Raw genomic sequence first — 19,982 nt, 5'->3', positions numbered from 1 at the left:
AACGAAAGACACTGAGGTTGAAACGGTGGTTCGGGTGGCCGCGCCGTTTCCGGCACGGCCTTGCCCGTCAGGCGTTTACTTCTTGAAGGCGCGCGGATCGGCCGGGCGCAGGAAGAAGTTGTCGAGATAGGCCGAGCTGTAACCCCAGTGGTCTGCACCGACCTTCAGCCATTCGGCGCTGTTCAGGTTGCAGTTCTCGTCCATCACCTTTGCGAGATCGTCATAGGTGAGCTTCACCGGATCGACGAGGATCGACTGGATCTTCGGGCCCTGACCTTCCAGCGTGCGCATCATGATGTGCCACATCAGCTGGATATCGTCTGCCGCCGGCCAGAGCTGATAGGAGGCGTTGATATATTTCGGGTTCTTGCGCCAGTAGCAGAGCGCACCGAGTTCACCGCCGATGGCAACCGGGATTTCGCCACGGCCGGCCTGCTGGACGGCGCGCAGCACGCCCATTTCGGCAGCCGACTGCACGACGATGCCATCGAGCTTGCCGGGGTTGGTGGCCAGCCACTTCTGCACTTCGCCTTGGGCGACCTGGTCGGTCCACATGCCCGCGACCGAGCCGACGACCTTGATATCCGGAGCGGACTTCAGACCTGCGAGAACGCCGCGGTTCTGGCTGTCGGAGCCGGAGGTGCCGGGAATGCCTTCGACGACGAGAACATTGCCCTTGCCGCCGAGCTGGTCGGCCATGGCCTTGCCGATCTCATAGCCGCCAACCTGATAGTTGACCGACGAGTTGATGGCATATTCCGAGGTCAGGTAGCCGGTCATCGAGAAGACCGGAACGCCCTTGTCGGCGGCATACTTCACCGAGGCGTTGAGCGCCGTCGGGTTGGAGCAGCAGAGAATGATGGCATCCGCGCCCTGATCGACGAGCTGGCGGATCTGCTGGATCTGCGTGGAATCGTTCAGGTTCGACTGGGTGACGACGACATCGGAAATCAGGCCGAGCTTCTTCCACTCCGGCACGATGACCTTTTGCAGTTCGTCCATCGCGGCGGCGCGCCAGGTATTGCCGGCATAGGACGAGGCATAGCCGATCTTCCACGGCGGACCCTTCTTCGGCTTGAAATCGCGCCACTTGCTCGGCCCGATCGGCTGCATCGGGTCCAGCATCTCCTTGTTGTAAAGGCGCTTGGCGACATCCGGGTTGATCTCGTCAACGCCGGCGGCGAAGACGGCGCTTGCGGAGACGGCCACGAAGGCCGCTGCGCATACCAGTTTGCGTAACATTCCAACTCTCCTCCTAGTTGCGGGCCGGTCATCCGGTCCAGCGATCAGTCATAAAAATCCTGCGGGGATTTGCGGAAGCCCGGCCAGGTCACCGGGTCATGGCCGGTGACGACCATGGCATTCGTGTCCTGGGCGATGCGCCTGAGCTTGGCGACGGAGTCCGCCGCCTGCGTCGAGGACGTGACAAGGCCCGGCAGCGCCCGGTTTTCCCAGTGATCCACCGTATAGGCGGCATCGATCGTCAACAGGATCGGCCCGCTTTCCGGCAGCGTGATCAGGAAGGACTGGTGTCCCGGCGAATGGCCGGGCGTGAAGATCATCCGCACAGTGCCGTCGCCGAAGAGATCGAAATTGTCAGTGAACTCGCCGCCGAGGAACTTCCAGTTCAGGCCCGGCCGGTCGAAATCGGCGCGGATATAGGCACCGGCGGAAAACCAGTGCGGCTTGAAGGCATATTCGTATTCGCTGCGCTGAACGATATGCTGCGCCTTGGGGAACCGTCCAATGGCGCCTGTATGGTCGAGATGCAGATGCGACTGCACGACATAGCGCACATCCTGCGCGCTGACGCCGACCATCTTCAGCTGATCGACGCAGTTTTCCGAGACCGACATGACCGGATCGTAGGCTTCGACCACAGCGCCCCAATGACCGCGCTTGTCGATGGCCGTTTCCACCGCATTGCCGCCATCGATGACCACGTTGCCTTGCGGGTGCTTGATCAGAAACCACGGCACGGGGATTTCGAAATCCCCCTCGCCCTGATTCATCTTGATGTATTTCGTCTTCGTTTTCAGCGTTCCGGTCTGGAACATGTGCAATTCGATCCCCGAAGACTTGCGCCTCGTACGCGGCGCTTCCTTCGGGGCCGGGGAGAAACTGGGGCGCGGGGCAAGCGACGAGGCGTTCCCGGACCGCGCCGGTGCGGATGCATCGCTCTCGATGCGCCGTCCCTTGTCGTCGAATTCAATGATCTTCATGGCTCGTCATCCGCTCTCGGCTACGATTTCAGGTCCGCGCTTCGATCAGGCGAAGTGCTTCTTTCAGATAGACCGCGAAGAGCGGGTAGTTTTCCGACATCGGGAAATGGCCGATATCCTCCATCTCGATATAAATGCCACCAGGGATCTGGCGCGCCGTGTTCTCGGTGGCCTCGGGCGGCGTCAGATAGTCATAGGTGCCGGTCATCATGATCACCGGGCAGCGCCGCGTATCGATATTGCCGAGCTTGCCGCGCAGGTCGTGATCGACCGAATAGAAGAACAGGTCGCCCTTGAAGGCTTCAGAGCCTTGCGTGTAGTAGTGCCAGGTGAGCCAGCGATCCATGTCCGGGCTTTGCGGGGCCATGAGGTCCCACACACCGCTCGCGCAAACCTGCGCCGCATTGGCATGCGGATGACGCCACCAGTCGAGATAGAAGCCCGGCGCATGTTCCGCCGCCTCGACGGGAATGACGGCGCGGAACTTGTCGGGGTGGTGCAGTGCCAGCTGCAGCGCGACATTGCCGCCGAAGCTCGAACCCATGAAGATCGGCCGGTCGAGTTCGAGCGCATCGCAGAGCGCTATGATGAAGTTCATGTAGTGCTGCGCCGTCAGCACATATTCTTCCTTCCACCACTCCTTGTTGAGCGGCGGATCGGACTTGCCGTGACGCGCCAGATCGTAGGCGATCACGTCATAGTGCTGCGTGATCGTCTCGTCCTCGAGCAGCCCGCGCCACTGGTGGTTATGGCAGCCTGCCGTGTGCTGGCAGACCAGCGGAATACCGCTGCCGTTACGCAGGTAGAAGACCTTGTATTCGAAGCCGTCGACCTCGATGGTGACGTAGCGTCCGATAACGGGAGAGTGCTTGGCCATTCCTGTTGATCCTGTGGGCTTTAAGGGACGTCTCAGACCGGCACGCCGACCTTGCGAAGCAGCTCGAACTGGACTGTGAAATTGCGCAGGTTCTGCATCATGACGAGGATGTTGCCCTCGATCTTCAAATCGCGCCGGAAGCTGGCCGACCAGATGCCGTGATACATGGGCTCCGGCACCGGCTTGGCGAATTCACGCCAGGTGGCAGCACTGGCCCTCAAGGCAAAATCGTAAGGGTCGAGCGGCTGCGGATCGGTGTTGATGCTATGGACGCGGCCGTCGCGCATTTCCACGATGACCTTGGCCGGCCCCATGTCCCAGAGATAGCGGCAGGTGAAATACCGCGCCATGGCCCCGATGGTCGGGTCCCGATCCGAGGCCTCGCCAAAACGGACAGCCCAGTCGCGCACGCTCATGACCATGCCTGAAACCTCCCACCCTCTGCTTATGCGAAGTCCAACAAACTCGCATTCTTCATTTCGATCACTGTTCAATATGTTGAACACTATTCTCTGGACGGAACAAATGTCAATAGGTTATACAAGGCGACAGATGGGGACGGTGAATTGAAGGTGCGAGCGTTTCATGGACGTGAGGGAAACCAAGACGCAGCAGTCGCCGGCGCTGGAACGCGGCGCCCGCATTCTCGACGTCGTGGCGCGCTCCAAGACATTTCTCAGCCTCTCGGATCTGTCGCGAGAGCTGAACATCGCACGCTCCAGCGTTCATTCGCTTTGCCAGACGCTGGTCAATCTCGAACTTCTGATTCGGCGCAATGACCAGACCTTCCAGCTCGGTCCGCATGTCATGCGCTGGTCGAATGCCTTCACCCTGCAATCGGACGTGGCGACCGAGTTCGCCGCCATCTGGGATCAGGAAACCGGCCTTCCGGGCGCCACGATCACGCTCACCGTCCAGGATGGCGCGGAGGTGGTCTATATCGCCGCGCGCAACGCGGCCCGCAGCCGCTCGTCACTGGAGTTCCGCGTCGGCATGCGGCTACCGGCCGTCTTTACCGCAACGGGCAAGGCATTCCTGAGCCACATGCCGGACCACGAAATCCGTCGGCTGTACGCGCAAGGTCTGCCCGCCCCGCGCACCGGACGCAGCGTCCGCACGATCGATGATCTACTCGCAGAACTCAGGATCATCAGACACCAGGGCTACAGCTGCGACGAGGAACAGGTCGCCGAAGGCATGGTTTGCTTCGGCGCAACCGTGCTGGACGCCCAGAACCGTCCCATCGCGGGCGTCGCCGTCAGCCTGACACTGGACGCAGAGGCGATGAGCGACCGCAACACCGTCATCGACAACGTAAAGCAGATGGCCACCCGCCTGTCTCACCGCATGGGTGCAGACCTTCCCGCAAACGATCAGATGCGAGGCGGGTGAAGGGCTTCCAGTGCACAAAATGAGATTTTTGGGCAAGTTCCGGCGGCGGTCCGGACTTACCGGCCCTGCCCGATGATGTCATGATCCGAGGCGTTCAGTGCAGAAATGGCAACAAGCCTGCGGCGCGAACATCATGCCTTGGGAGGGGCGCATGCTTCAATTCAGACAGGACGAAAGGACGAAAGGCGCGCGCATCGTCAAGGCAACGCCCTGGCGCCGCCAGATCATCGACACTGACGCCGGCGGAATCGAAACTCTCGACAACGGCGCGGGACAAAACCGGGCGATCCTTCTTGTAACGCATGGCCTCGGTTCGATCCATTCGGCGGAAGAGATCGCCGAGGGTCTCAACGCCCGGTTTCCCGGACGCCGCATCATCGCATACTCGCGGCCCGGCCGCGGCGCGAGCCCGGAATGCGGGCACCTGGCATCGACCGACCCTCTGTCTCAAGAGGCACATGCTCTCCTGCCTGCTCTGCTGCGCGCCCTTGGTCTCACCTCGGTGGACATTGTCGCCCATAGCGATGGCGTCGCGGTTGCCGTGCTGTTTGCCAGCGCGCATCCCTGGATGGTCGGCCGCATGGTCGCCATATGCCCGCAGGTCCATACGCCGGAACGCGTAGACCCGAGCCGTTGTGTCGAAGACATCGAAAAACTCGGCGCGGACCATACAAATACGCTTGGCGCGATCCGCTGCTGGTCTGCCCAATGCGAAACGCTGACCGCCAACCCCGGCATGGTTCTCGATCGTGTCGGCGCGCTGACGGCGCCGCTATTGCTCATCCAGGGGCTGAAGGACGAATATGGTGCGCAGCGTCAGATGGAAGCGCTCTCCGATCGTGTTCATGGGCCAATGAAATGGGTGATGCTGCGCCATGACGGTCATTTTCCACAGCATGACAATGCCGATGTGGTGATCGACATGATCTGCGGCCATTTCGGGGATTTGTCCTCGGAAACCACGAGCAAGCGCCGCCAGCGTCGCGGGGCGATCTGATGGCGGCTGGCTGCTTACACGCCGGCTTCTGCACCGAGCCGCCGCGAAAGCCGGCCAGCGAGACCGGACGCATGGGCCGCAAGATCCTGCATTTCGGCCGTTGCCACCTCTTCCGCATCAACGCTGACCAGCACGGCGGCAACCGTCCGGTTGAGCGAATTCAGAACAGGCGCTCCGAAATTCGTCACGCCGCGTTGGCACTGGCCGATTTCCACCGCAACACCAGCGGAGCGGATCTGGCGGAGTTCCTCGGAAAATGCTCCGAGATCGGCAACGGACCGATCGGTGAGCGGTGCGGGAAAGGACTTGAAGGCGCGCTGGACTTCGTGATCCGGCCAGCGAGCCAGGATCGCCTTGCCGGCCGCACAGAAGGCCGCAGGCAGTCGCATTCCCGGTCTGACCGCAAAACGCTCCAGCGCGCTGCGCTGCCGCGCGGCGATGAAGACGACATCCAGTTCGTCAAGAATACAGAGCGAAACGATCGCGTCACTGGCAACCTGGGACTGGTCCCACAACGCGGCAAATTCCGCAGCGATATCCGTCTGCCGGTCGAAGGCGTTGGACCATTTCAGCAGATGGGGCCCAAGCACATAGGTCTGGTCGGGCCTGCGCATGAGCAGGCCCAGATGCGTCAGCGTCATGCAGAGACCGTGAACCGTGCTCTTCGGCAGGCCCGTCTCGCGCGCCAGATCGGAGACCGTCGGATAGCGCTTGGCCTCGGCCACGATATCGAGAATGATCGAACTGCGTTCGACGGCAGGCACCAGTTTCTGTCGAAGGGGACCCTCTTCGTCCAACTGGCTTCTCCTCTCCAATCCGCGTCGGCGGATATCCTATTGCGTTCCGCTCATGCCAAGTCAATTCCCGACTTGCAAGGCGGATCTCCTTCTGCTCTCTTCAGATATATGAATGCTTATATAGTGAGGCCATGACGACAGGTGTGCGTGTCATGTTGGGGGCTTTTGGCCGGGTCGCGCTTGTCGAGCTGGAGCATTGCCTCGTGCGCCATGCGCATCCCTATTGTCACATGTTGTTCAAGGTTGGCGGCGCGGATTCGAGCTTCATCGTCGATGACAGACATATTCCCCTGACGGACGAATCGGCGGTGCTGGTGGATGCGTGGCGCCCTCATGAATTCGTCTTTCGTCCCGGCCAGCCGGCCACGCAGATCATTGCGCTCTATATCGATTCCGACTGGCTGGCGACGCTGAGTTCCGATCTCGGCGAGTTCAATCCGCTCGACTTCTTCAAGGTCAGCGCAGGCCGGGTCTCGCGGGACACCTACCGCATTCTGATGGAAGTCCACGACTGCCTGAACGGCGCCTCCCCCTCCACGGCAGACATGGAATTCCTGCTGGGCAGGCTGGTGCTGTCGACTATTCTCAGTGGCGCAAGTCACGGTTTCGAGCGGCAAACGCGCCCGCAATTCATCGACTGGCGCATCAGACGCGCCGTGAAATACATGCAGCAGAACGACGGCGAGTTCGATCTGATCGACGACATCGTCGCCGATATCGGCATGAGCCGCGCTAATTTCTTCCGTCAGTTCAAGGCCTGCACCGGCATGTCGCCCGGCCTGTTCCAGAACGTCGTGCGGCTTGAACATGCCATCCGCCTGACCGTGGTGTCAGAGGAGTCGCTGAGTGCAGCCGCAAGCAGGCTCGGCTTTTCGGACATTGCTCACTTCAGCCGCTTTTTCCGCAACCACACCGCGGTATCGCCGAGGCTCTACCGGCAGGGCACGCACCATTTGCCGTCCCGCTGAACGTTGGGCCGAGACCATCCACGCGACTTTCCGCGTTGAAATGCGCGGTCTCATTTCATGCAGACCGAACCGCTTACTTGGCGAGTTCCGCAAGCCTGTTCCAGCCCGTAGCAAAACCGTTCAGGGAAACAGTTGCGGTAAAAGCCTTGCCTTCGGCTGCCGCCACGGCGCCGATGTTCAGTGCCTTTGCCGACAGAATGGATTGGGCGGTCGCATCGTTGATGCCAAGTGGCGCAAGGCAGCCGTTCGGCAGGCAGGTTGAAAACTCCGCCTTCAACATCTGCTTTGCCTGATCCGCCTGAAGCGTCACCCCGTTCTTCAGCGCCAGCCCGAAGGGCAGGAGCAGGGTCGCGTCCATCGAGCCGTCACGGTTGCGGCGAACTTCCATGGCCAGGAACAATTGCTGGCTCTTGGGCTCGGTCTGCGTCTGCGTCATCTGACAGCGCGGCGCATCATTCTGCATCTGGCATGAGACGAGCCAGTCGCCATAGGTCTCACTCAGGGAGGTCATGCCGTTGGGAAGCGGCGCGGCCGACGCTGAAGCTGCAAGAGAAAAAGCAAGGATGAGCGGCGTCAGTATGGATCGAAAATGTTTCATCAAAATCTCGCGTCATAACGGGCGTTGAAGGATTGGTCGGAGACGCCGGAACCGATCTGGCCGGAATAGCGCGGCCTGCGTGAGAAAGCAGGCAGGGGGACGAAGACTATGGGCAAGGCACGAGGACCGATCAAAGCAATGTGGGTTTTCCGTCGCGATCGTGACGATGCGATAGGTTTCCCAGCTTGGGACAAACCCGCCCATTCGCCAACCGAAGCTCTGAAATCAGACATGTGACCCCTGCGCCTAAACCGGCACAAAAAATTAAAAAATCCCTGGCGAATATCTGAAGTCGGTATCGTATCTCAGTTGCCAATGTCAATTTCTTGTTGTGGCACGATCCATCGCAGCAGCTGCATTTCCCGAATATTTAAGGGATGTTTTCCCTCGCTCCAGCCCCCCCAACCTTCGATAGCGAAATCGCCGCACAACGCGCACCTATCCCCCAAATGGAGGATGCGGCGCGCAGACTTCCCGCCTACAACCGGCCTGTCTACTTCGCAACCGGGCGAAGCGTTGAGCCAAATTTGGAAATTGAGGATATTTGGGAATGGGACAAAAAATCGCGACAACAATCGTGCTGCTGGCACTGTCGTGCTCTGCCAGCTTTGCGGCTGACATGGCGAAGGCCGATCCGGCACCCGCTGCCCCCGCTGAGACACCTGCATACACCTGGACCGGCGCTTATGTGGGCGCTTATGCAGGCGGTGCCACCGGCTGGAATGGGCTCATAAGCCCGGGTGGATCGAGCAGCGTGACACTCTTCCCCGGCGGCTTTACGGGCGGTGGCTTGGCCGGCTTCAACTATCAGGTCAATCCTTTCGTTCTGGGCATTGAGGGCGAATTCGGCGTGGACGCCTGGAAGCAGAGCGGAGCCTATACAAACGCCAGAAACCAACCTCGAAATGCAACGTCCGAAGGAACCTATGCGGGACGAATTCGCGCGCGTGTGGGCTACGCCGCAGGTGATTTCCTGTTCTACGGTGCAGGCGGCGTTTCCTTTGCGGACGATCGCGTGACCGAGTCGAACCCGAACGGGAACTCCGATAACATTCGGAAGGATCTCGTGGGCTGGAACGCAGGCGCCGGCGTCGAATATGCCTTCAGCCAGAACTGGACAGGCCGCTTTGAATACATCTACGACAATTACGGTCGGACAAACTACGACTTCTCGTCGCTTCAGTTCGGCTTCTCGAATCGTAGTGTTGCGTTGGAAAGAAACACGTTCCGCGTAGGCGTCGCCTATAAATTCTGATCCTCCAGGACGGCGGCCTGGCTGCACATTGTCGAGATGTGTGGCCGGGCCGCTGCATTTCTGTGCGCGAGATCATCCAACCCACATCCTGAAACGCAGGCGGCGGCCAGGAAAGCCCGGCCGCCGCTAAATCGTTACCTCTGAAAATTTCCACTGGGGCGAATATAAAACTCTGAAATTGCTTGGTATTATGTTTTCTGAATATATAAGTCCTCGTCGGTTCGCAATATTCCGGGGCATCAGGCAGTGCATTTTGAGACGCTGGGTCGAAAAAATCTCGATTTCGCAAGGCTGCGAAACCTCGGAGACAGCGTTTTGAAAGAGAGGACGTAATTTTGGCGCGTGACTGTTCGAACATTTGGCCATACCCCTGGGTCCGCTGGAGCCATCGGACATGAGCGAGAACGAACGCTCATCGCGCCTGCCTTTCGTCCACATTGACATCGCGCCCGACATGCCCGAGCCGCTTGAGGCGGCGCGGAAAGTGGTCGCGCAGATGTTCGACCTTGAAGCGCCGAGTGCCGAGATTGCCGAACGCTTTGAGATGAAGGTCTCTGTCTACGACCTGGGCGCGATGCAGATGTCCACCTGCACGTCGTCAGCCAGCATCCTCACCCGCTCCACGGCGCTGGTCGCTTTGACGCATGTCGAACACTTCATCGCCGTCTTTTACAGAAGTGGCAGCTTCTCCGTCACGCTTGAAGACGAGCGGATTGACGTTCCGACCGGAGCGCTGACCTTTTTCGATCTGTCCCGGCCGAGCACAATCGTGGCTGACCGCGTCGATAACCTGGGGCTCACGATTCCACCGGACCTTCTGCTGCCGCTGGTCGCCAACCCGAGCGTGATCCACGGCCTTGCGCTTCGACCCGAAAGTGAAGCCAATGTCGCACTGACCATGCATATGGAAGATCTTTGGTTGCGCCTACCGGATATGACCCCGCAGGAGGCAGATGCGGAATGCCAATCGCTGGCCGCGATGTTCGCAGCCGTCATCGGCGCTCACGTCAACCGGCGCTCCATGGCGCGCGCGCATCTCCGCAAGAACCAGTTCGGTGCGATCTGTCGCTGGATCGACGGAAATCTGGGCAATGCCGGCCTCGACCCCGCAACCATCACCGCAAAATTCTGCATGACCCGGCCAACGCTCTACCGCATGTTCGAGCAGCGCGGCGGGCTTATGAAATACATTCTGGAACGCCGGCTGGAAAACGTTTACCGCGATCTTCTGGACGCGACGCTGCGGCACGAGAAGATCAACGCCGTCATGCATCGCTGGGGATTGCGCGATCACACCTCCGCCGGTCGCGCCTTCCGATCCTATTTCGGCGTCACCCCACGGCAGGTCCGCGCCAACACGGGGTCGCAACTGGGCTGGCCGCCCGTCGCCAGCACCGAAGCGTTTCGGATCAAGAACATGGAGCGCCTTGGGCCCTTGCTGGAACAGCACAAGGTGCGCATTACGCAGGACAAGACCGGCAAAACCTCGCCGGGATGACGCTTACCGCAGTGTCGGGCGAGACATGGCGACCCGGTCGAGCCCGATCAAGGGTACGGATGGCCGCGGCCAGGAGGACCACACGGTTGAGGCGGCTTCGGGCGCCAGCAATTTGGTGAATGCCTCAATATCGACAGGCGGACTGAAAAGATAACCCTGGTAGGCAAGACAGCCGGCTTCCCGCAGCCTGTTCAACTGCGCCACCGTCTCGACGCCTTCGGCGATGACCTGCAGGTTGAGGTTTGCCGCCAGTGCGATGATGGCTTCCGTGACCACCATGTTCGACGAGTTGGTCAGCATGTCGCGGACAAAGGCCTTGTCGATCTTGATCTGTCCAAGCGGGAAACGATGCAGAACGCTCAGCGATGAATATCCCGTGCCGAAATCGTCCAAGGACCAGACAATGCCGATGGCCTTCAGCGCATTCATCTTCGCGGTCGTGGATTCGACATTGTCCACGAACATGCTTTCCGTCAGCTCGAGCTTCAATCTGGAGGGCGTGATGCCGCTGAGCCGAACGATCTCCGTGACGCTCTGGACAAAGTCCGGCTGCCGGAATTGCGAGGCGCTGACATTGACCGACATGGTGAGATGCCGCGTCTCGGGCTGTGTCTCCCACAGCGCAAGCTGGGCACAGGCCGCGCGCAGGACCCAGTTGCCGATGGGAACGATCAGGCCCGTTTCTTCGGCGAGAGGGATAAAGTCGGCAGGCGGGATGTTGCCCGTCCGCGGATGCCGCCATCGGATCAGCGCTTCCGCTCCCACGATCTGCCCCTCTTCACCGATCTGCGGCTGATAGTGGAGCTGGAAATCGCCATCCTGGATGGCCTTGCGCATGTCGATTTCCAGGGAGCGGCGTACGGTCAGGTCCGTGTTCATGACGATGACAATGAAAATCAAACTCATCATCCCCGTTGCGGTGTTCACCCACACCGAGGCCAGCGCCATACCTTCCGGGAGGATCAGATCGGGATCGTGAAACCCGATCGACGTGGCAGACAGGACGACATAGGCCACAAGGCAAACGGCCGGCAGGACATATCGAAGATAGATGCCTTTGCCACGGAAAATGAAATAGCCGGCCAGCGCAAACGAAAGGAAATGCAGCGGTGACGCGCGATGAAGACCTTCCGGTGCCCTGTCGAACAGGCACAGCAGACCGGCAAAAATCGGCAGAAGATGCCCGATGAGCCAGGCGGCTAGAGCGATGCGCCCCCGGCTGGCAAGCCAGAACATGCCGAGGCCAAACAAGGCCATGCAGGTCACGATCGCAGCAACCAGTGGCCGGTCAACGATGAAAAAGGCTATTCCCCAGCACCCACCGAGCACAAAGGCGAAGAGGCCGGAGCCCATCAGATTCGCCCTTACGCGCTGGATGTGACCATCATCTTGCATGAAACGCGCTGCACCTGAAATTCATAATTGACATGAGCTGCGACGATGCACGTCAAAGTCTAAATTTATCGTAATGCAAACACGGGCATTTTAGCGGTGCGTACGGCGCAATACTGCGGCGTTCTCCGTTCGACTTGCACATGAAAAACGGCATGTCTTTCGGACGACCGACTGACGCAGAAATTGCAAGCCTTGCCGACATCCTTACCTCGCACCGAAGCTCCGGATGGAACTTGCGAATCCGGCCGCCAACGATTTTGGTAGGACCAAATTCGCCATTAGACTTAGGTTTCACGCCAAATATTTGACTTGGTCTGACCATAATGCCATCATAAGCCACGAAGCCTGCGATTTTGGTAGAACCATTCCCGAGAGGATGACAATGGGCGCTTGGAACCAAGTCTATGACCCGCTTGGCAATATCTGGCTTTCAAGCCTGATCGCCGCGGCACCGATTATCTTTTTCTTCGTCGCGCTGACCTTTCTGAAGTTGAAAGGCTATCTCGCCGGCGTGGTGAGCCATGTCAGCGTCCCCTTGCTCGACACGATGGTCATCAAGCGGGCGCCGATCGTGACCGGCAAGATGATCTTGCCGCAGTCGATCGCCATCGCCTGTGCCGCGACAGGACTGATCGGCCGCGAATCTGATCTCTTCCGTTTCACGGTCAGGCACAGTCTGGCGCTCGCCGCCCTCGTCGGCATCATCACGACGGGACAGGCCTATCTGCTACCGTGGATGATCCCTTGATCAAACCCGCAGCCGCCCGTCGCAATCTGGCAGGCGGCAGCGCCTTTGGGCATAGTGAAGGACCGAATCGGGCGCAGGAGGAAAGACGCCTGATCCTCCACCCCATCACGAGCAAACGAGGTTATCCGACCATGTCGCCGACTGCCGCCTCTTCCGCCCCTGAAAGCGTGACGGATCGCGTGGAGCGCGCTGTCGAGGCGCTGATCGGGGAACGGGGTCTTGCCGTGGGCGATCGATTGCCGTCTGAACGGGCGCTCTCCGACATGCTGGGCGCATCGCGCAATAGTCTGCGGGAAGCCCTCATGCGTCTTGCCGCGCACGGCCGCATCATCATCCGAAAGGGCGGCAACATCATTGCAGAGCCGGCTGCGGCGCGCTGGGCCAACACCACTATCAACGATCCGCTCACCCCGTTCGTAGCCGGCAATCCCGGCTTCGGCCAGGATGTGCTGGAGGTTCGTCGCGGTCTGGAAGGCCAGGCCGCCTTTCATGCTGCCCTGCGCGCCACGCCGGAGGACATCGACCTGGTTCGCCGATGTGTCGATACGCTTGCCGAAGCCCATGACAAGGGCGACGCCGCAGCGGAGTCCCATGCGGACGCCGCCTTTCATCTCGCCATAGCCGACGCCTCCCACAATGCCGTTTTGCGGTCGGTCATGTCGAGCATGTTCGGCCTCCTGCAAAGCAGCATCTCCGAAAGCCTGGACAAGCTTTACATCGTGCCCCGCACCTTCGAGCGCCTGTCGGAGCAGCATCAGGCACTGGTCGACACGATTGCCGCCGGCGACGCGGATGCCGCCCGCCTCGCCTCCGACACGCATATCGCATTCGTCGCTGAAACCATTCGAACCATAGACGAGGAGCGCGCGCGCATCGAACGCGCTAGAGCCCTTCGCGCAACACTTTCAAGGACCTGAACGACCATGATCATTTCTTCCCCTTCCGACTATCGCGAAGCCGCCCGCCGCCGCCTGCCGCCATTCCTGTTCCATTACATCGATGGCGGAGCGAACGCTGAATACACGCTTGGCCGCAACGTTTCCGACCTCTCGGAAATCGAACTGCGCCAGCGCGTGCTGAAGAATGTGGAAAGCCTCGACATCTCGACCGAGCTCTTCGGCCGCAAGATGGCAATGCCCGTGGCGCTCTCCCCCGTCGGCCTCACCGGCATGTATGCGCGGCGCGGCGAAGTGCAGGCCGCCCGCGCCGCCACCTCGCGCAACATCCCCTTCACGCTCTCCACCGTCTCGGTCTGCCCGATCGAGGAAGTGCAGAAAGCCACATCGGCGCCGATCTGGTTCCAGCTCTATGTGCTGAAGGATCGCGGCTTCATGAAGAACGCACTGGAGCGCGCCATGGCCGCCGGCGTCACCACGCTGGTCTTCACGGTCGACATGCCCACCCCTGGTTCGCGCTACCGCGACGCCCATTCCGGCATGTCCGGCCCAAACGCCGCCTTCCGCCGCATGGTGCAGGCGGTGCTCCACCCGCACTGGGCCTTCGATGTCGGCCTCTTCGGCCGTCCCCACGATCTCGGCAACATTTCCGCCTATCGCGGCCAGCCCACCAAGCTCGAAGACTATATCGGCTGGCTCGCCAACAATTTCGATCCGTCGATCTCCTGGAAGGATCTCGAATGGATCCGCGACTTCTGGAAGGGCCCGATGCTCATCAAGGGCATTCTGGATGCCGAAGACGCCCGCGACGCCGTGCGCTTCGGCGCCGACGGCATCATCGTTTCCAACCATGGCGGCCGCCAGCTCGACGGCGTGCGCTCCACCGCCCGCGCCCTGCCTGACATAGCCGATGCGGTGAAGGGCGAGCTGAAGCTGCTCGCCGATTCCGGCATCCGCTCAGGGCTTGATGTCGTGCGCATGCTGGCGCTCGGTGCGGACACAGTCATGCTCGGCCGCGCCTTCATCTACGCGCTCGCAGCTAACGGCGAAGCCGGCGTCGCCAACCTCCTCGACCTGATCGCAAAGGAAATGCGCGTCGCCATGACGCTGACCGGGGCACGGTCGATTGCCGAAATTGACAGGAGCATGCTGGCCATGTGAGGCAAAGGCGATGGTGGTCACCTCTCTGGAAAACCCGCCTCCTCTGTGCAACTCTCCCGCCCATGACCTATCTCGTCTACGCAGCTGCAGCGCTTGCCGAAATTGCCGGATGCTACGCGTTCTGGGCCTGGCTTAAGCTTGGGAAATCGTCACTTTGGCTTGCGCCGGGCATGGTGTCGCTGGCGCTCTTCGCCTGGCTTCTCACGCGGGTTCCCACTGAGGCAGCGGGCCGCGCCTTCGCGGCCTATGGCGGGATCTATATCCTCATGTCGCTTGGCTGGATGTGGCTTGCCGAAGGCCAGAGACCCGACCGCTGGGATATTTTCGGCGTTGCGATCTGCCTGATCGGTTCGGCATTCATTCTGCTGCCGAGCCGCGGATGAGGCACGGCTGGACCCGACGCTCGCTCCGGAGCGACGCAGATGTCACAAATGCTTGCAAATTGTCTTGGTTCTGTCGTCTGATGATGGCATGAGCATTCGAAAATGCGCGCGCCTTTCAAAGCGCTGCGCTCGCCCGAAGCCTTGCCTTTGCTCCAGACGACAGGCCCGACAAGAGGATAGCTCTGCCATGACTGACACCACGCTCGAACACGAGGACATGTCGGAAAACACCATCGTCGACTTCGACGCGGGCGACGGTGAGACGGCCGCTGCGGTCAAGATGGAGACCTATTCGAGCAACCTCAATGTCGCCAAGCAGAAATCCGTCCGTCTGGTCGATGCCATCACCGGTGCGCCGCTGAAGCGCAAGGACGCCATCCGCGTCGACGACCTGCGCCCGGCACTGGCCGAGTACATCCGCAACCAGCATCCCACCATCACCTCGGACGACTATGTCAGCCGCCGCGCCATGGACGACCTGCGCGGGCGCTATATCGCCGAACTCCTGAAGGACGAGCGCGGCGAGATTTCCTCCCTCGAAAACGAAGTGGTGGAAAGCCTCAAGACGCATGACACACTAACCGAGAACATCGAAGACGAATATGACGATGTGCGCACCATCGGCGACCGGGTCGCCGACTGGGTGGCTGCCTTCGGCGGAAGCTGGACCTTCATCATTGGCTTTTTCGCCTTCCTCGGGGCGTGGATGGCGCTGAACGTCGCGCTGGGCGAGAAGGAAGCCTTCGACGTCTATCCCTTCATCCTCTTGAACCTGATCCTCTCGACACTCGCCGCCTTCCAGGCTCCCATCATCATGATGAGCCAGCGCCGCCAGGAAGCCAAGGATCGGCTGCGTGCCCTCAACGAATACAAGGTCAACCTGAAGGCCGAACTGGAAATCCGCCACCTGCATGAAAAGGTCGATCACCTGCTGAACCGCCAGTGGGAGCGTCTGACCGAAATCCAGCAGGTGCAGATCGAGATGATGAACGACCAGGCCAAGGCGACGAAGCGCATGCTGAAGGCCGCGCGCGACATCAAGCCTGTCAAACCCGCAAAGGCGCCGAAGGCAGCCAACCCCAAGACGCCGCCCGCCGCATCCTCGAACGACGCCTGAGAGATCAGAAGGGGATGGCGCGCACCTCGCCCGCCACCGAAACGCGTCCACGCCGCCCGCGTCTCAACCCCGCTGACGCGCACAGCGCCCTGAAATGAACACCAGATGAACGGCACATTCCGGCATCGTTCAGGCCAGCCGGGCTAGGGTGTCATCGTTCGCTGATGAAGCGACTGAGAGACAAACGGATCGTCCGCGGACATGGCGCCGAGGAACCCCCGCCAACCCGGGCATTTGAGGAGAAATTCGATGAGCAACTTTATCGGCAAGGCATTCCTGGCAGCCGTGATCGGCCTCGGCACGCTCGCCGCCATCCCGGTCAACGCTTCCGCTGACGAAATCTTCGTCGTCCATGATCGGTGGAACCGCGGCTGGCACAATGGTTACGAACGCCGCTACGAACACCGTCCCCGCTACGAACGCTATGACGCCCCCCGCTTCGGCTTCTATGAACGCCCCTGGCGCCGCCACCACCAGATGCGCTGCTGGGAAAACCGTTGGGGCCGCCTGATCTGCGAACGCTAAATCAGTCTTTCGCCCACCGAACATGACTTTGAAAGGCCTCCGGAATCGGAGGCCTTTCCATACCTGGATAGGCCCATCCCCGGTTTGAAGCGTATAGGCTCTCAACCCTCGCTTTTGGAACTGGCGAAATATACGGGGAACAAAGGGGCCACAAACGCACCATTTCCCCCCGACCGGAACTTGGGCAGTTCGCGCAAAAATCGGGCAAGATCGGATTGCCCCGCCTTGCCTCCCGCGACGGCTCATGTTTACTGCCGCTTCCCGGCCCCTGTGAGCGCTTCGATGACCATGACTGCACCCAAAAGCGATACGCGTCAGACAATCCTGCGGCTGCTTTCCGTCATGGCGAGCGCCAAGGAGATCAATCAATATCTGAAGCGCTTCTCGCAGCTGGACGCCAAGCGCTTTGCGGTGGTGAGCCTCGATGAGGCCTTGCTGACGGACGAACTGGAGGCGATTGCGTCCTCGCTGTCGTTCCTTCAGGACGTGGGGCTGACGCCGGTCGTCCTGCTGGGTGCGGGTCCCAGGCTTGAAGCAGAACTCGCGGCAGCGGACGGCAAGACCGCAGCCGGTTCCGGTGACGGCCACACGACGCCGGAAGCGCTCGCGCGCCTGCGCCGGACATTTCAGCAACTGAACCTTCGGCTGGTCGAAACGCTTCAGCAGAGCGGTGCGCGCGCCACCTCCATCATCGGAGGCGTCTTCGAGGCGGATTATGCGGATCGCGATGCACTCGGGCTTTTGGGCAAGGTTTCGGGCGTGAACCTGGCCCCCATCGAGTCCAGCCTCCAGGCCGGCTCCATCCCGGTCATCAGCAGTCTCGGCGAAACCGCCGGCGGCCAGATTCTGAAGATCGATTCCGGCTGCGCCATCGAGGAGATGGTGCAGGTGCTGCAACCCTTCAAGGTCATTTTCCTGACCGCGGACGGCGGTCTGGTTGGCCCAAGCGGCCGCGTCGTCGACTCGATCAACCTGTCCACCGAATACGAGCAACTCTCCCGGCAACCCGCCCTGAAGGGCTCCATTACCTTCACGCTCCGCCGCATGAAGGACATGCTCGACCGCCTGCCGCTCGAATCCTCGATTGCCATCACCAGCCCGGCGCATCTGGCAAACGAACTCTTCACCCATAAGGGCTCGGGCACGCTTGTACGCCGCGGCGAAAGCGTGCTGCGCGTGTCCTCCTGGGACGAGCTGGACCTGAAGCAGATGCGCGCACTGATCGAATCAAGCTTCGGGCGCCGGCTGGTCGACGACTATTTCGAAACCACCCGCCTCTATCGCGCCTATGTCAGCGAAAACTACCGCGCCGCCGTGATCGTCACCGAAGAAGACGGCATCCCCTATCTCGACAAGTTCGCGGTTCTCGACGACGCACAGGGCGAAGGGCTGGGCCGCGCGGTCTGGAAGATCATGCGCGACGAAACCCCCCGTCTGTTCTGGCGCTCGCGCCACAACAATCAGGTCAACATCTTCTACTACGCCCAGTCTGACGGCTGCTTCAAACAGGAAAAATGGAAAGTCTTCTGGTACGGGCTGAACGATTTCGACGAGATCCAGCAATGCGTGAACCATTGCGCAAAGAGAAGGCAGACGCTGGCGTAAAGCGCAAAGAGCGGGTACCAACTCGCAGAAAGAGAATTATCCACACCACGCAATCCCTAGCTCATCCGGCCTGTTGCGAACGAACTCATCGCGGTGATTTCGCAGACCTCACGAGATAAACAACTCCATAGATACTTCGGTGAATTAAGGAAAATCTAGAAGAAGGTTGTTTCCTTTCGTTTCGCATTGGGTAACCTCGGGAAAACGTCATCAGGTTCCGGAGAATGCCGTGGATTCAGATTCAGAGCTCGCAAAGTCTCAAGGCAAGCAAGTAACCGTTCGCTTTCAAATATGGCTAACAACCCTTGCCACCGTGCTCAACGTCTGTTCAACAGCCGCTGCAGTTGCAGGAATATTTTTTGCCTCCCAGCAGGTGCATGCAGCATTGGAATCCGTTGATAAAAGCTCACGAAACCAAGCGTTTTCCAATTTTCTTGAAACATATCAGAATCTTTGTCAGCAAAGCATCACGATGTACGACCAAATGGATGGCATTGTTTTGAACTTACCAGACGATGGCAGTATCACCCTTCCAGACAATTTTGACGCGACGATACTGACTGCTCCATACGAAGCGGTTCTGTCCTTAGTAACAACAGACAAGCGAAATACCTATGCTCAGGAGACTGTTAGGCTTAGGGCTAAACTCGAGAATCAATATAAATTACTAACCGTATGGCTCACACAGCACCAGTCAGAGGAGTTTTTCGGACTGATACCGTCACGGGAATCATCAGATTACCGCACTTCAACCTCTGGCCCACCGACAGATTATGACGTTTTCCAAGCGATCGACAACCAGTATCGGTGCAGACGAAATATGGAAGGCGCTCTCAGCTACTTCAGGCGCATGAGTGACCCCACGAGTGTGGCAGACAAAGATCCTGGAATATTTATGCTGCCAATCTCAAAAACCAAATCTGTCAAAGCCATCCTTGCGGAATGGGGTGATACGGTGATTCTTGATTATTTAAAGACATCGGGAGTACTTGAATACGTTGATGTTCAAGGGAAGGAGTAGTTGTCACTCTGAGTGAGAGATAACACAGCTCTCGCTGCTCTGATCCTGACGACTTCCGTAACGGCATGACCCGTCATAACGACAACATTCCACACGGAATAAGGCCTGACAAAAAACATGATTTCATTGAGAAAAAAATGGTAGCGGAGGAGGGAAAAAAACCTCCGAACCAAACTAATCCTCTGATATCATAAGAAATAAGACGCGAGACATCCAATTAATTTCATGTCCCCCGGTACAAGATTTCGGGTGACCATGCGAGTCAATAATAAAGCCACGCCTGACGGAACCATCAAGCCCGTATCGACAAAATCACCAATTTCGCCCTAGCGAGCATATGAATTGAAGCGATCTACGGTTAGCCACCTGAATCGCGTTTAAGAGACGTTCGACGCTGCCAAGGCCTTACAAATGTCGATCCACCGTATTATCGTGAGCGTCCGGTGAGCGCTTTTTGCTGAGCGGGCCAAATGGGCGATGTTCTGAAATTAGAACCGGCATTAGTGCCGGCATTAATTCCAGATCTG

At 59.6% G+C, this 19,982-nt stretch carries 20 protein-coding genes; 13 read left to right on the top strand and 7 right to left on the bottom strand.

Features of this window, described 5'->3' with window-relative positions; all coding sequences use genetic code 11:
- Positions 1 to 75: 75 nt before the first annotated feature.
- From ABID16_RS00100 to ABID16_RS00085, 4 genes are all read right to left on the bottom strand, one after another.
- The gene (locus ABID16_RS00100; RefSeq protein ID WP_354553841.1) at positions 76 to 1,242 is read right to left on the bottom strand and encodes an ABC transporter substrate-binding protein; all 1,167 of its coding nucleotides are present in this window, start codon (positions 1,240 to 1,242) and stop codon (positions 76 to 78) included.
- Between the two features lie 44 nt (positions 1,243 to 1,286).
- Positions 1,287 to 2,057, bottom strand: a complete 771-nt coding sequence (gene attM / locus ABID16_RS00095) for an AttM family quorum-quenching N-acyl homoserine lactonase (RefSeq protein WP_112693969.1) — start codon at positions 2,055 to 2,057, stop codon at positions 1,287 to 1,289.
- A 193-nt stretch (positions 2,058 to 2,250) separates the two neighbouring features.
- A complete protein-coding gene (locus ABID16_RS00090) occupies positions 2,251 to 3,099 on the bottom strand; it encodes an alpha/beta fold hydrolase (protein WP_112693853.1) in 849 nt (282 codons plus the stop codon).
- Between the two features lie 32 nt (positions 3,100 to 3,131).
- Positions 3,132 to 3,521: a hypothetical protein gene (locus ABID16_RS00085; protein WP_112693854.1), complete on the bottom strand. Its 390-nt coding sequence runs from the start codon at positions 3,519 to 3,521 to the stop codon at positions 3,132 to 3,134.
- Between the two features lie 163 nt (positions 3,522 to 3,684).
- Between ABID16_RS00085 and ABID16_RS00080 the strand changes: the two genes are divergently transcribed.
- Together ABID16_RS00080 and ABID16_RS00075 are read left to right on the top strand one after the other, a co-directional pair.
- A complete protein-coding gene (locus ABID16_RS00080) occupies positions 3,685 to 4,491 on the top strand; it encodes an IclR family transcriptional regulator (RefSeq protein ID WP_354553836.1) in 807 nt (268 codons plus the stop codon).
- 151 nt (positions 4,492 to 4,642) lie between these two features.
- Positions 4,643 to 5,488: an alpha/beta fold hydrolase gene (locus tag ABID16_RS00075; RefSeq protein ID WP_354553833.1), complete on the top strand. Its 846-nt coding sequence runs from the start codon at positions 4,643 to 4,645 to the stop codon at positions 5,486 to 5,488.
- A gap of 14 nt (positions 5,489 to 5,502) precedes the next feature.
- On the opposite strand, the gene ABID16_RS00070 is transcribed toward ABID16_RS00075, so the two are convergent.
- Entirely contained in the window at positions 5,503 to 6,285 is a 783-nt protein-coding gene (locus tag ABID16_RS00070) for an IclR family transcriptional regulator (RefSeq protein WP_354553831.1), read from the bottom strand.
- A 152-nt stretch (positions 6,286 to 6,437) separates the two neighbouring features.
- Here ABID16_RS00070 and ABID16_RS00065 point away from each other — a divergent pair, with 152 nt between their 5' ends.
- Positions 6,438 to 7,253 (top strand): AraC family transcriptional regulator, encoded by an 816-nt coding sequence (locus tag ABID16_RS00065; protein ID WP_354553828.1) that lies wholly within the window; start codon positions 6,438 to 6,440, stop codon positions 7,251 to 7,253.
- Positions 7,254 to 7,326: 73 nt separating this feature from the next.
- Here ABID16_RS00065 and ABID16_RS00060 read toward each other — a convergent pair whose 3' ends face one another.
- On the bottom strand, positions 7,327 to 7,851 hold the full coding sequence (locus tag ABID16_RS00060) for an invasion associated locus B family protein (RefSeq protein ID WP_354553826.1): 525 nt from the start codon (positions 7,849 to 7,851) through the stop codon (positions 7,327 to 7,329).
- A 550-nt stretch (positions 7,852 to 8,401) separates the two neighbouring features.
- Between ABID16_RS00060 and ABID16_RS00055 the strand changes: the two genes are divergently transcribed.
- Entirely contained in the window at positions 8,402 to 9,106 is a 705-nt protein-coding gene (locus tag ABID16_RS00055) for an outer membrane protein (protein WP_354553823.1), read from the top strand.
- Positions 9,107 to 9,500: 394 nt separating this feature from the next.
- A complete protein-coding gene (locus tag ABID16_RS00050; protein WP_354553821.1) occupies positions 9,501 to 10,604 on the top strand; it encodes a helix-turn-helix domain-containing protein in 1,104 nt (367 codons plus the stop codon).
- 3 nt (positions 10,605 to 10,607) lie between these two features.
- Here ABID16_RS00050 and ABID16_RS00045 read toward each other — a convergent pair whose 3' ends face one another.
- Positions 10,608 to 11,999: a putative bifunctional diguanylate cyclase/phosphodiesterase gene (locus ABID16_RS00045; protein ID WP_354553819.1), complete on the bottom strand. Its 1,392-nt coding sequence runs from the start codon at positions 11,997 to 11,999 to the stop codon at positions 10,608 to 10,610.
- A gap of 226 nt (positions 12,000 to 12,225) precedes the next feature.
- Here ABID16_RS00045 and ABID16_RS00040 point away from each other — a divergent pair, with 226 nt between their 5' ends.
- The 8 genes from ABID16_RS00040 to ABID16_RS00005 all read left to right on the top strand — a co-directional run bounded on the left by ABID16_RS00040 (position 12,226) and on the right by ABID16_RS00005 (position 19,455).
- Entirely contained in the window at positions 12,226 to 12,747 is a 522-nt protein-coding gene (locus ABID16_RS00040; protein WP_354553817.1) for an L-lactate permease, read from the top strand.
- Between the two features lie 131 nt (positions 12,748 to 12,878).
- A complete protein-coding gene (locus ABID16_RS00035; protein WP_354553815.1) occupies positions 12,879 to 13,664 on the top strand; it encodes an FCD domain-containing protein in 786 nt (261 codons plus the stop codon).
- A 6-nt stretch (positions 13,665 to 13,670) separates the two neighbouring features.
- Positions 13,671 to 14,804, top strand: coding sequence for an FMN-dependent L-lactate dehydrogenase LldD (gene lldD / locus ABID16_RS00030; protein ID WP_354553813.1), 1,134 nt, complete (start codon positions 13,671 to 13,673; stop codon positions 14,802 to 14,804).
- Between the two features lie 62 nt (positions 14,805 to 14,866).
- Positions 14,867 to 15,187, top strand: coding sequence for a YnfA family protein (locus ABID16_RS00025; RefSeq protein WP_354553811.1), 321 nt, complete (start codon positions 14,867 to 14,869; stop codon positions 15,185 to 15,187).
- A gap of 187 nt (positions 15,188 to 15,374) precedes the next feature.
- Positions 15,375 to 16,304 (top strand): DUF1003 domain-containing protein, encoded by a 930-nt coding sequence (locus tag ABID16_RS00020; RefSeq protein ID WP_354553808.1) that lies wholly within the window; start codon positions 15,375 to 15,377, stop codon positions 16,302 to 16,304.
- Positions 16,305 to 16,553: 249 nt separating this feature from the next.
- Positions 16,554 to 16,829: a hypothetical protein gene (locus ABID16_RS00015; protein ID WP_354553805.1), complete on the top strand. Its 276-nt coding sequence runs from the start codon at positions 16,554 to 16,556 to the stop codon at positions 16,827 to 16,829.
- 282 nt (positions 16,830 to 17,111) lie between these two features.
- Positions 17,112 to 18,434, top strand: a complete 1,323-nt coding sequence (locus tag ABID16_RS00010) for an acetylglutamate kinase (RefSeq protein WP_354553803.1) — start codon at positions 17,112 to 17,114, stop codon at positions 18,432 to 18,434.
- A gap of 229 nt (positions 18,435 to 18,663) precedes the next feature.
- Positions 18,664 to 19,455, top strand: coding sequence for a hypothetical protein (locus ABID16_RS00005; protein WP_354553800.1), 792 nt, complete (start codon positions 18,664 to 18,666; stop codon positions 19,453 to 19,455).
- Positions 19,456 to 19,982: the final 527 nt, after the last annotated feature.

Origin of the sequence: Limnomicrobium aquaticum (assembly GCF_040545545.1) — a bacterium.
Classification (GTDB): domain Bacteria; phylum Pseudomonadota; class Alphaproteobacteria; order Rhizobiales; family Rhizobiaceae; genus Ensifer_A; species Ensifer_A aquaticum.
Note: the sequence above shows the minus strand (reverse complement) of the source record. Positions and strands in the feature narration are given on the sequence as shown.

What these genes read in the sequence shown, in the direction of transcription:
- ABID16_RS00100 (WP_354553841.1), bottom strand. Translation starts at nt 1,242, where the DNA reads ATGTTACGCAAACTGGTATGCGCAGCGGCCTTCGTGGCCGTCTCCGCA.
- attM (WP_112693969.1), bottom strand. Translation starts at nt 2,057, where the DNA reads ATGTTCCAGACCGGAACGCTGAAAACGAAGACGAAATACATCAAGATG.
- ABID16_RS00090 (WP_112693853.1), bottom strand. Translation starts at nt 3,099, where the DNA reads ATGGCCAAGCACTCTCCCGTTATCGGACGCTACGTCACCATCGAGGTC.
- ABID16_RS00085 (WP_112693854.1), bottom strand. Translation starts at nt 3,521, where the DNA reads ATGGTCATGAGCGTGCGCGACTGGGCTGTCCGTTTTGGCGAGGCCTCG.
- ABID16_RS00080 (WP_354553836.1), top strand. Translation starts at nt 3,685, where the DNA reads ATGGACGTGAGGGAAACCAAGACGCAGCAGTCGCCGGCGCTGGAACGC.
- ABID16_RS00075 (WP_354553833.1), top strand. Translation starts at nt 4,643, where the DNA reads ATGCTTCAATTCAGACAGGACGAAAGGACGAAAGGCGCGCGCATCGTC.
- ABID16_RS00065 (WP_354553828.1), top strand. Translation starts at nt 6,438, where the DNA reads ATGTTGGGGGCTTTTGGCCGGGTCGCGCTTGTCGAGCTGGAGCATTGC.
- ABID16_RS00060 (WP_354553826.1), bottom strand. Translation starts at nt 7,851, where the DNA reads ATGAAACATTTTCGATCCATACTGACGCCGCTCATCCTTGCTTTTTCT.
- ABID16_RS00055 (WP_354553823.1), top strand. Translation starts at nt 8,402, where the DNA reads ATGGGACAAAAAATCGCGACAACAATCGTGCTGCTGGCACTGTCGTGC.
- ABID16_RS00050 (WP_354553821.1), top strand. Translation starts at nt 9,501, where the DNA reads ATGAGCGAGAACGAACGCTCATCGCGCCTGCCTTTCGTCCACATTGAC.
- ABID16_RS00045 (WP_354553819.1), bottom strand. Translation starts at nt 11,999, where the DNA reads ATGCAAGATGATGGTCACATCCAGCGCGTAAGGGCGAATCTGATGGGC.
- ABID16_RS00040 (WP_354553817.1), top strand. Translation starts at nt 12,226, where the DNA reads ATGGAACTTGCGAATCCGGCCGCCAACGATTTTGGTAGGACCAAATTC.
- ABID16_RS00035 (WP_354553815.1), top strand. Translation starts at nt 12,879, where the DNA reads ATGTCGCCGACTGCCGCCTCTTCCGCCCCTGAAAGCGTGACGGATCGC.
- lldD (WP_354553813.1), top strand. Translation starts at nt 13,671, where the DNA reads ATGATCATTTCTTCCCCTTCCGACTATCGCGAAGCCGCCCGCCGCCGC.
- ABID16_RS00025 (WP_354553811.1), top strand. Translation starts at nt 14,867, where the DNA reads ATGACCTATCTCGTCTACGCAGCTGCAGCGCTTGCCGAAATTGCCGGA.
- ABID16_RS00020 (WP_354553808.1), top strand. Translation starts at nt 15,375, where the DNA reads ATGACTGACACCACGCTCGAACACGAGGACATGTCGGAAAACACCATC.
- ABID16_RS00015 (WP_354553805.1), top strand. Translation starts at nt 16,554, where the DNA reads ATGAGCAACTTTATCGGCAAGGCATTCCTGGCAGCCGTGATCGGCCTC.
- ABID16_RS00010 (WP_354553803.1), top strand. Translation starts at nt 17,112, where the DNA reads ATGACCATGACTGCACCCAAAAGCGATACGCGTCAGACAATCCTGCGG.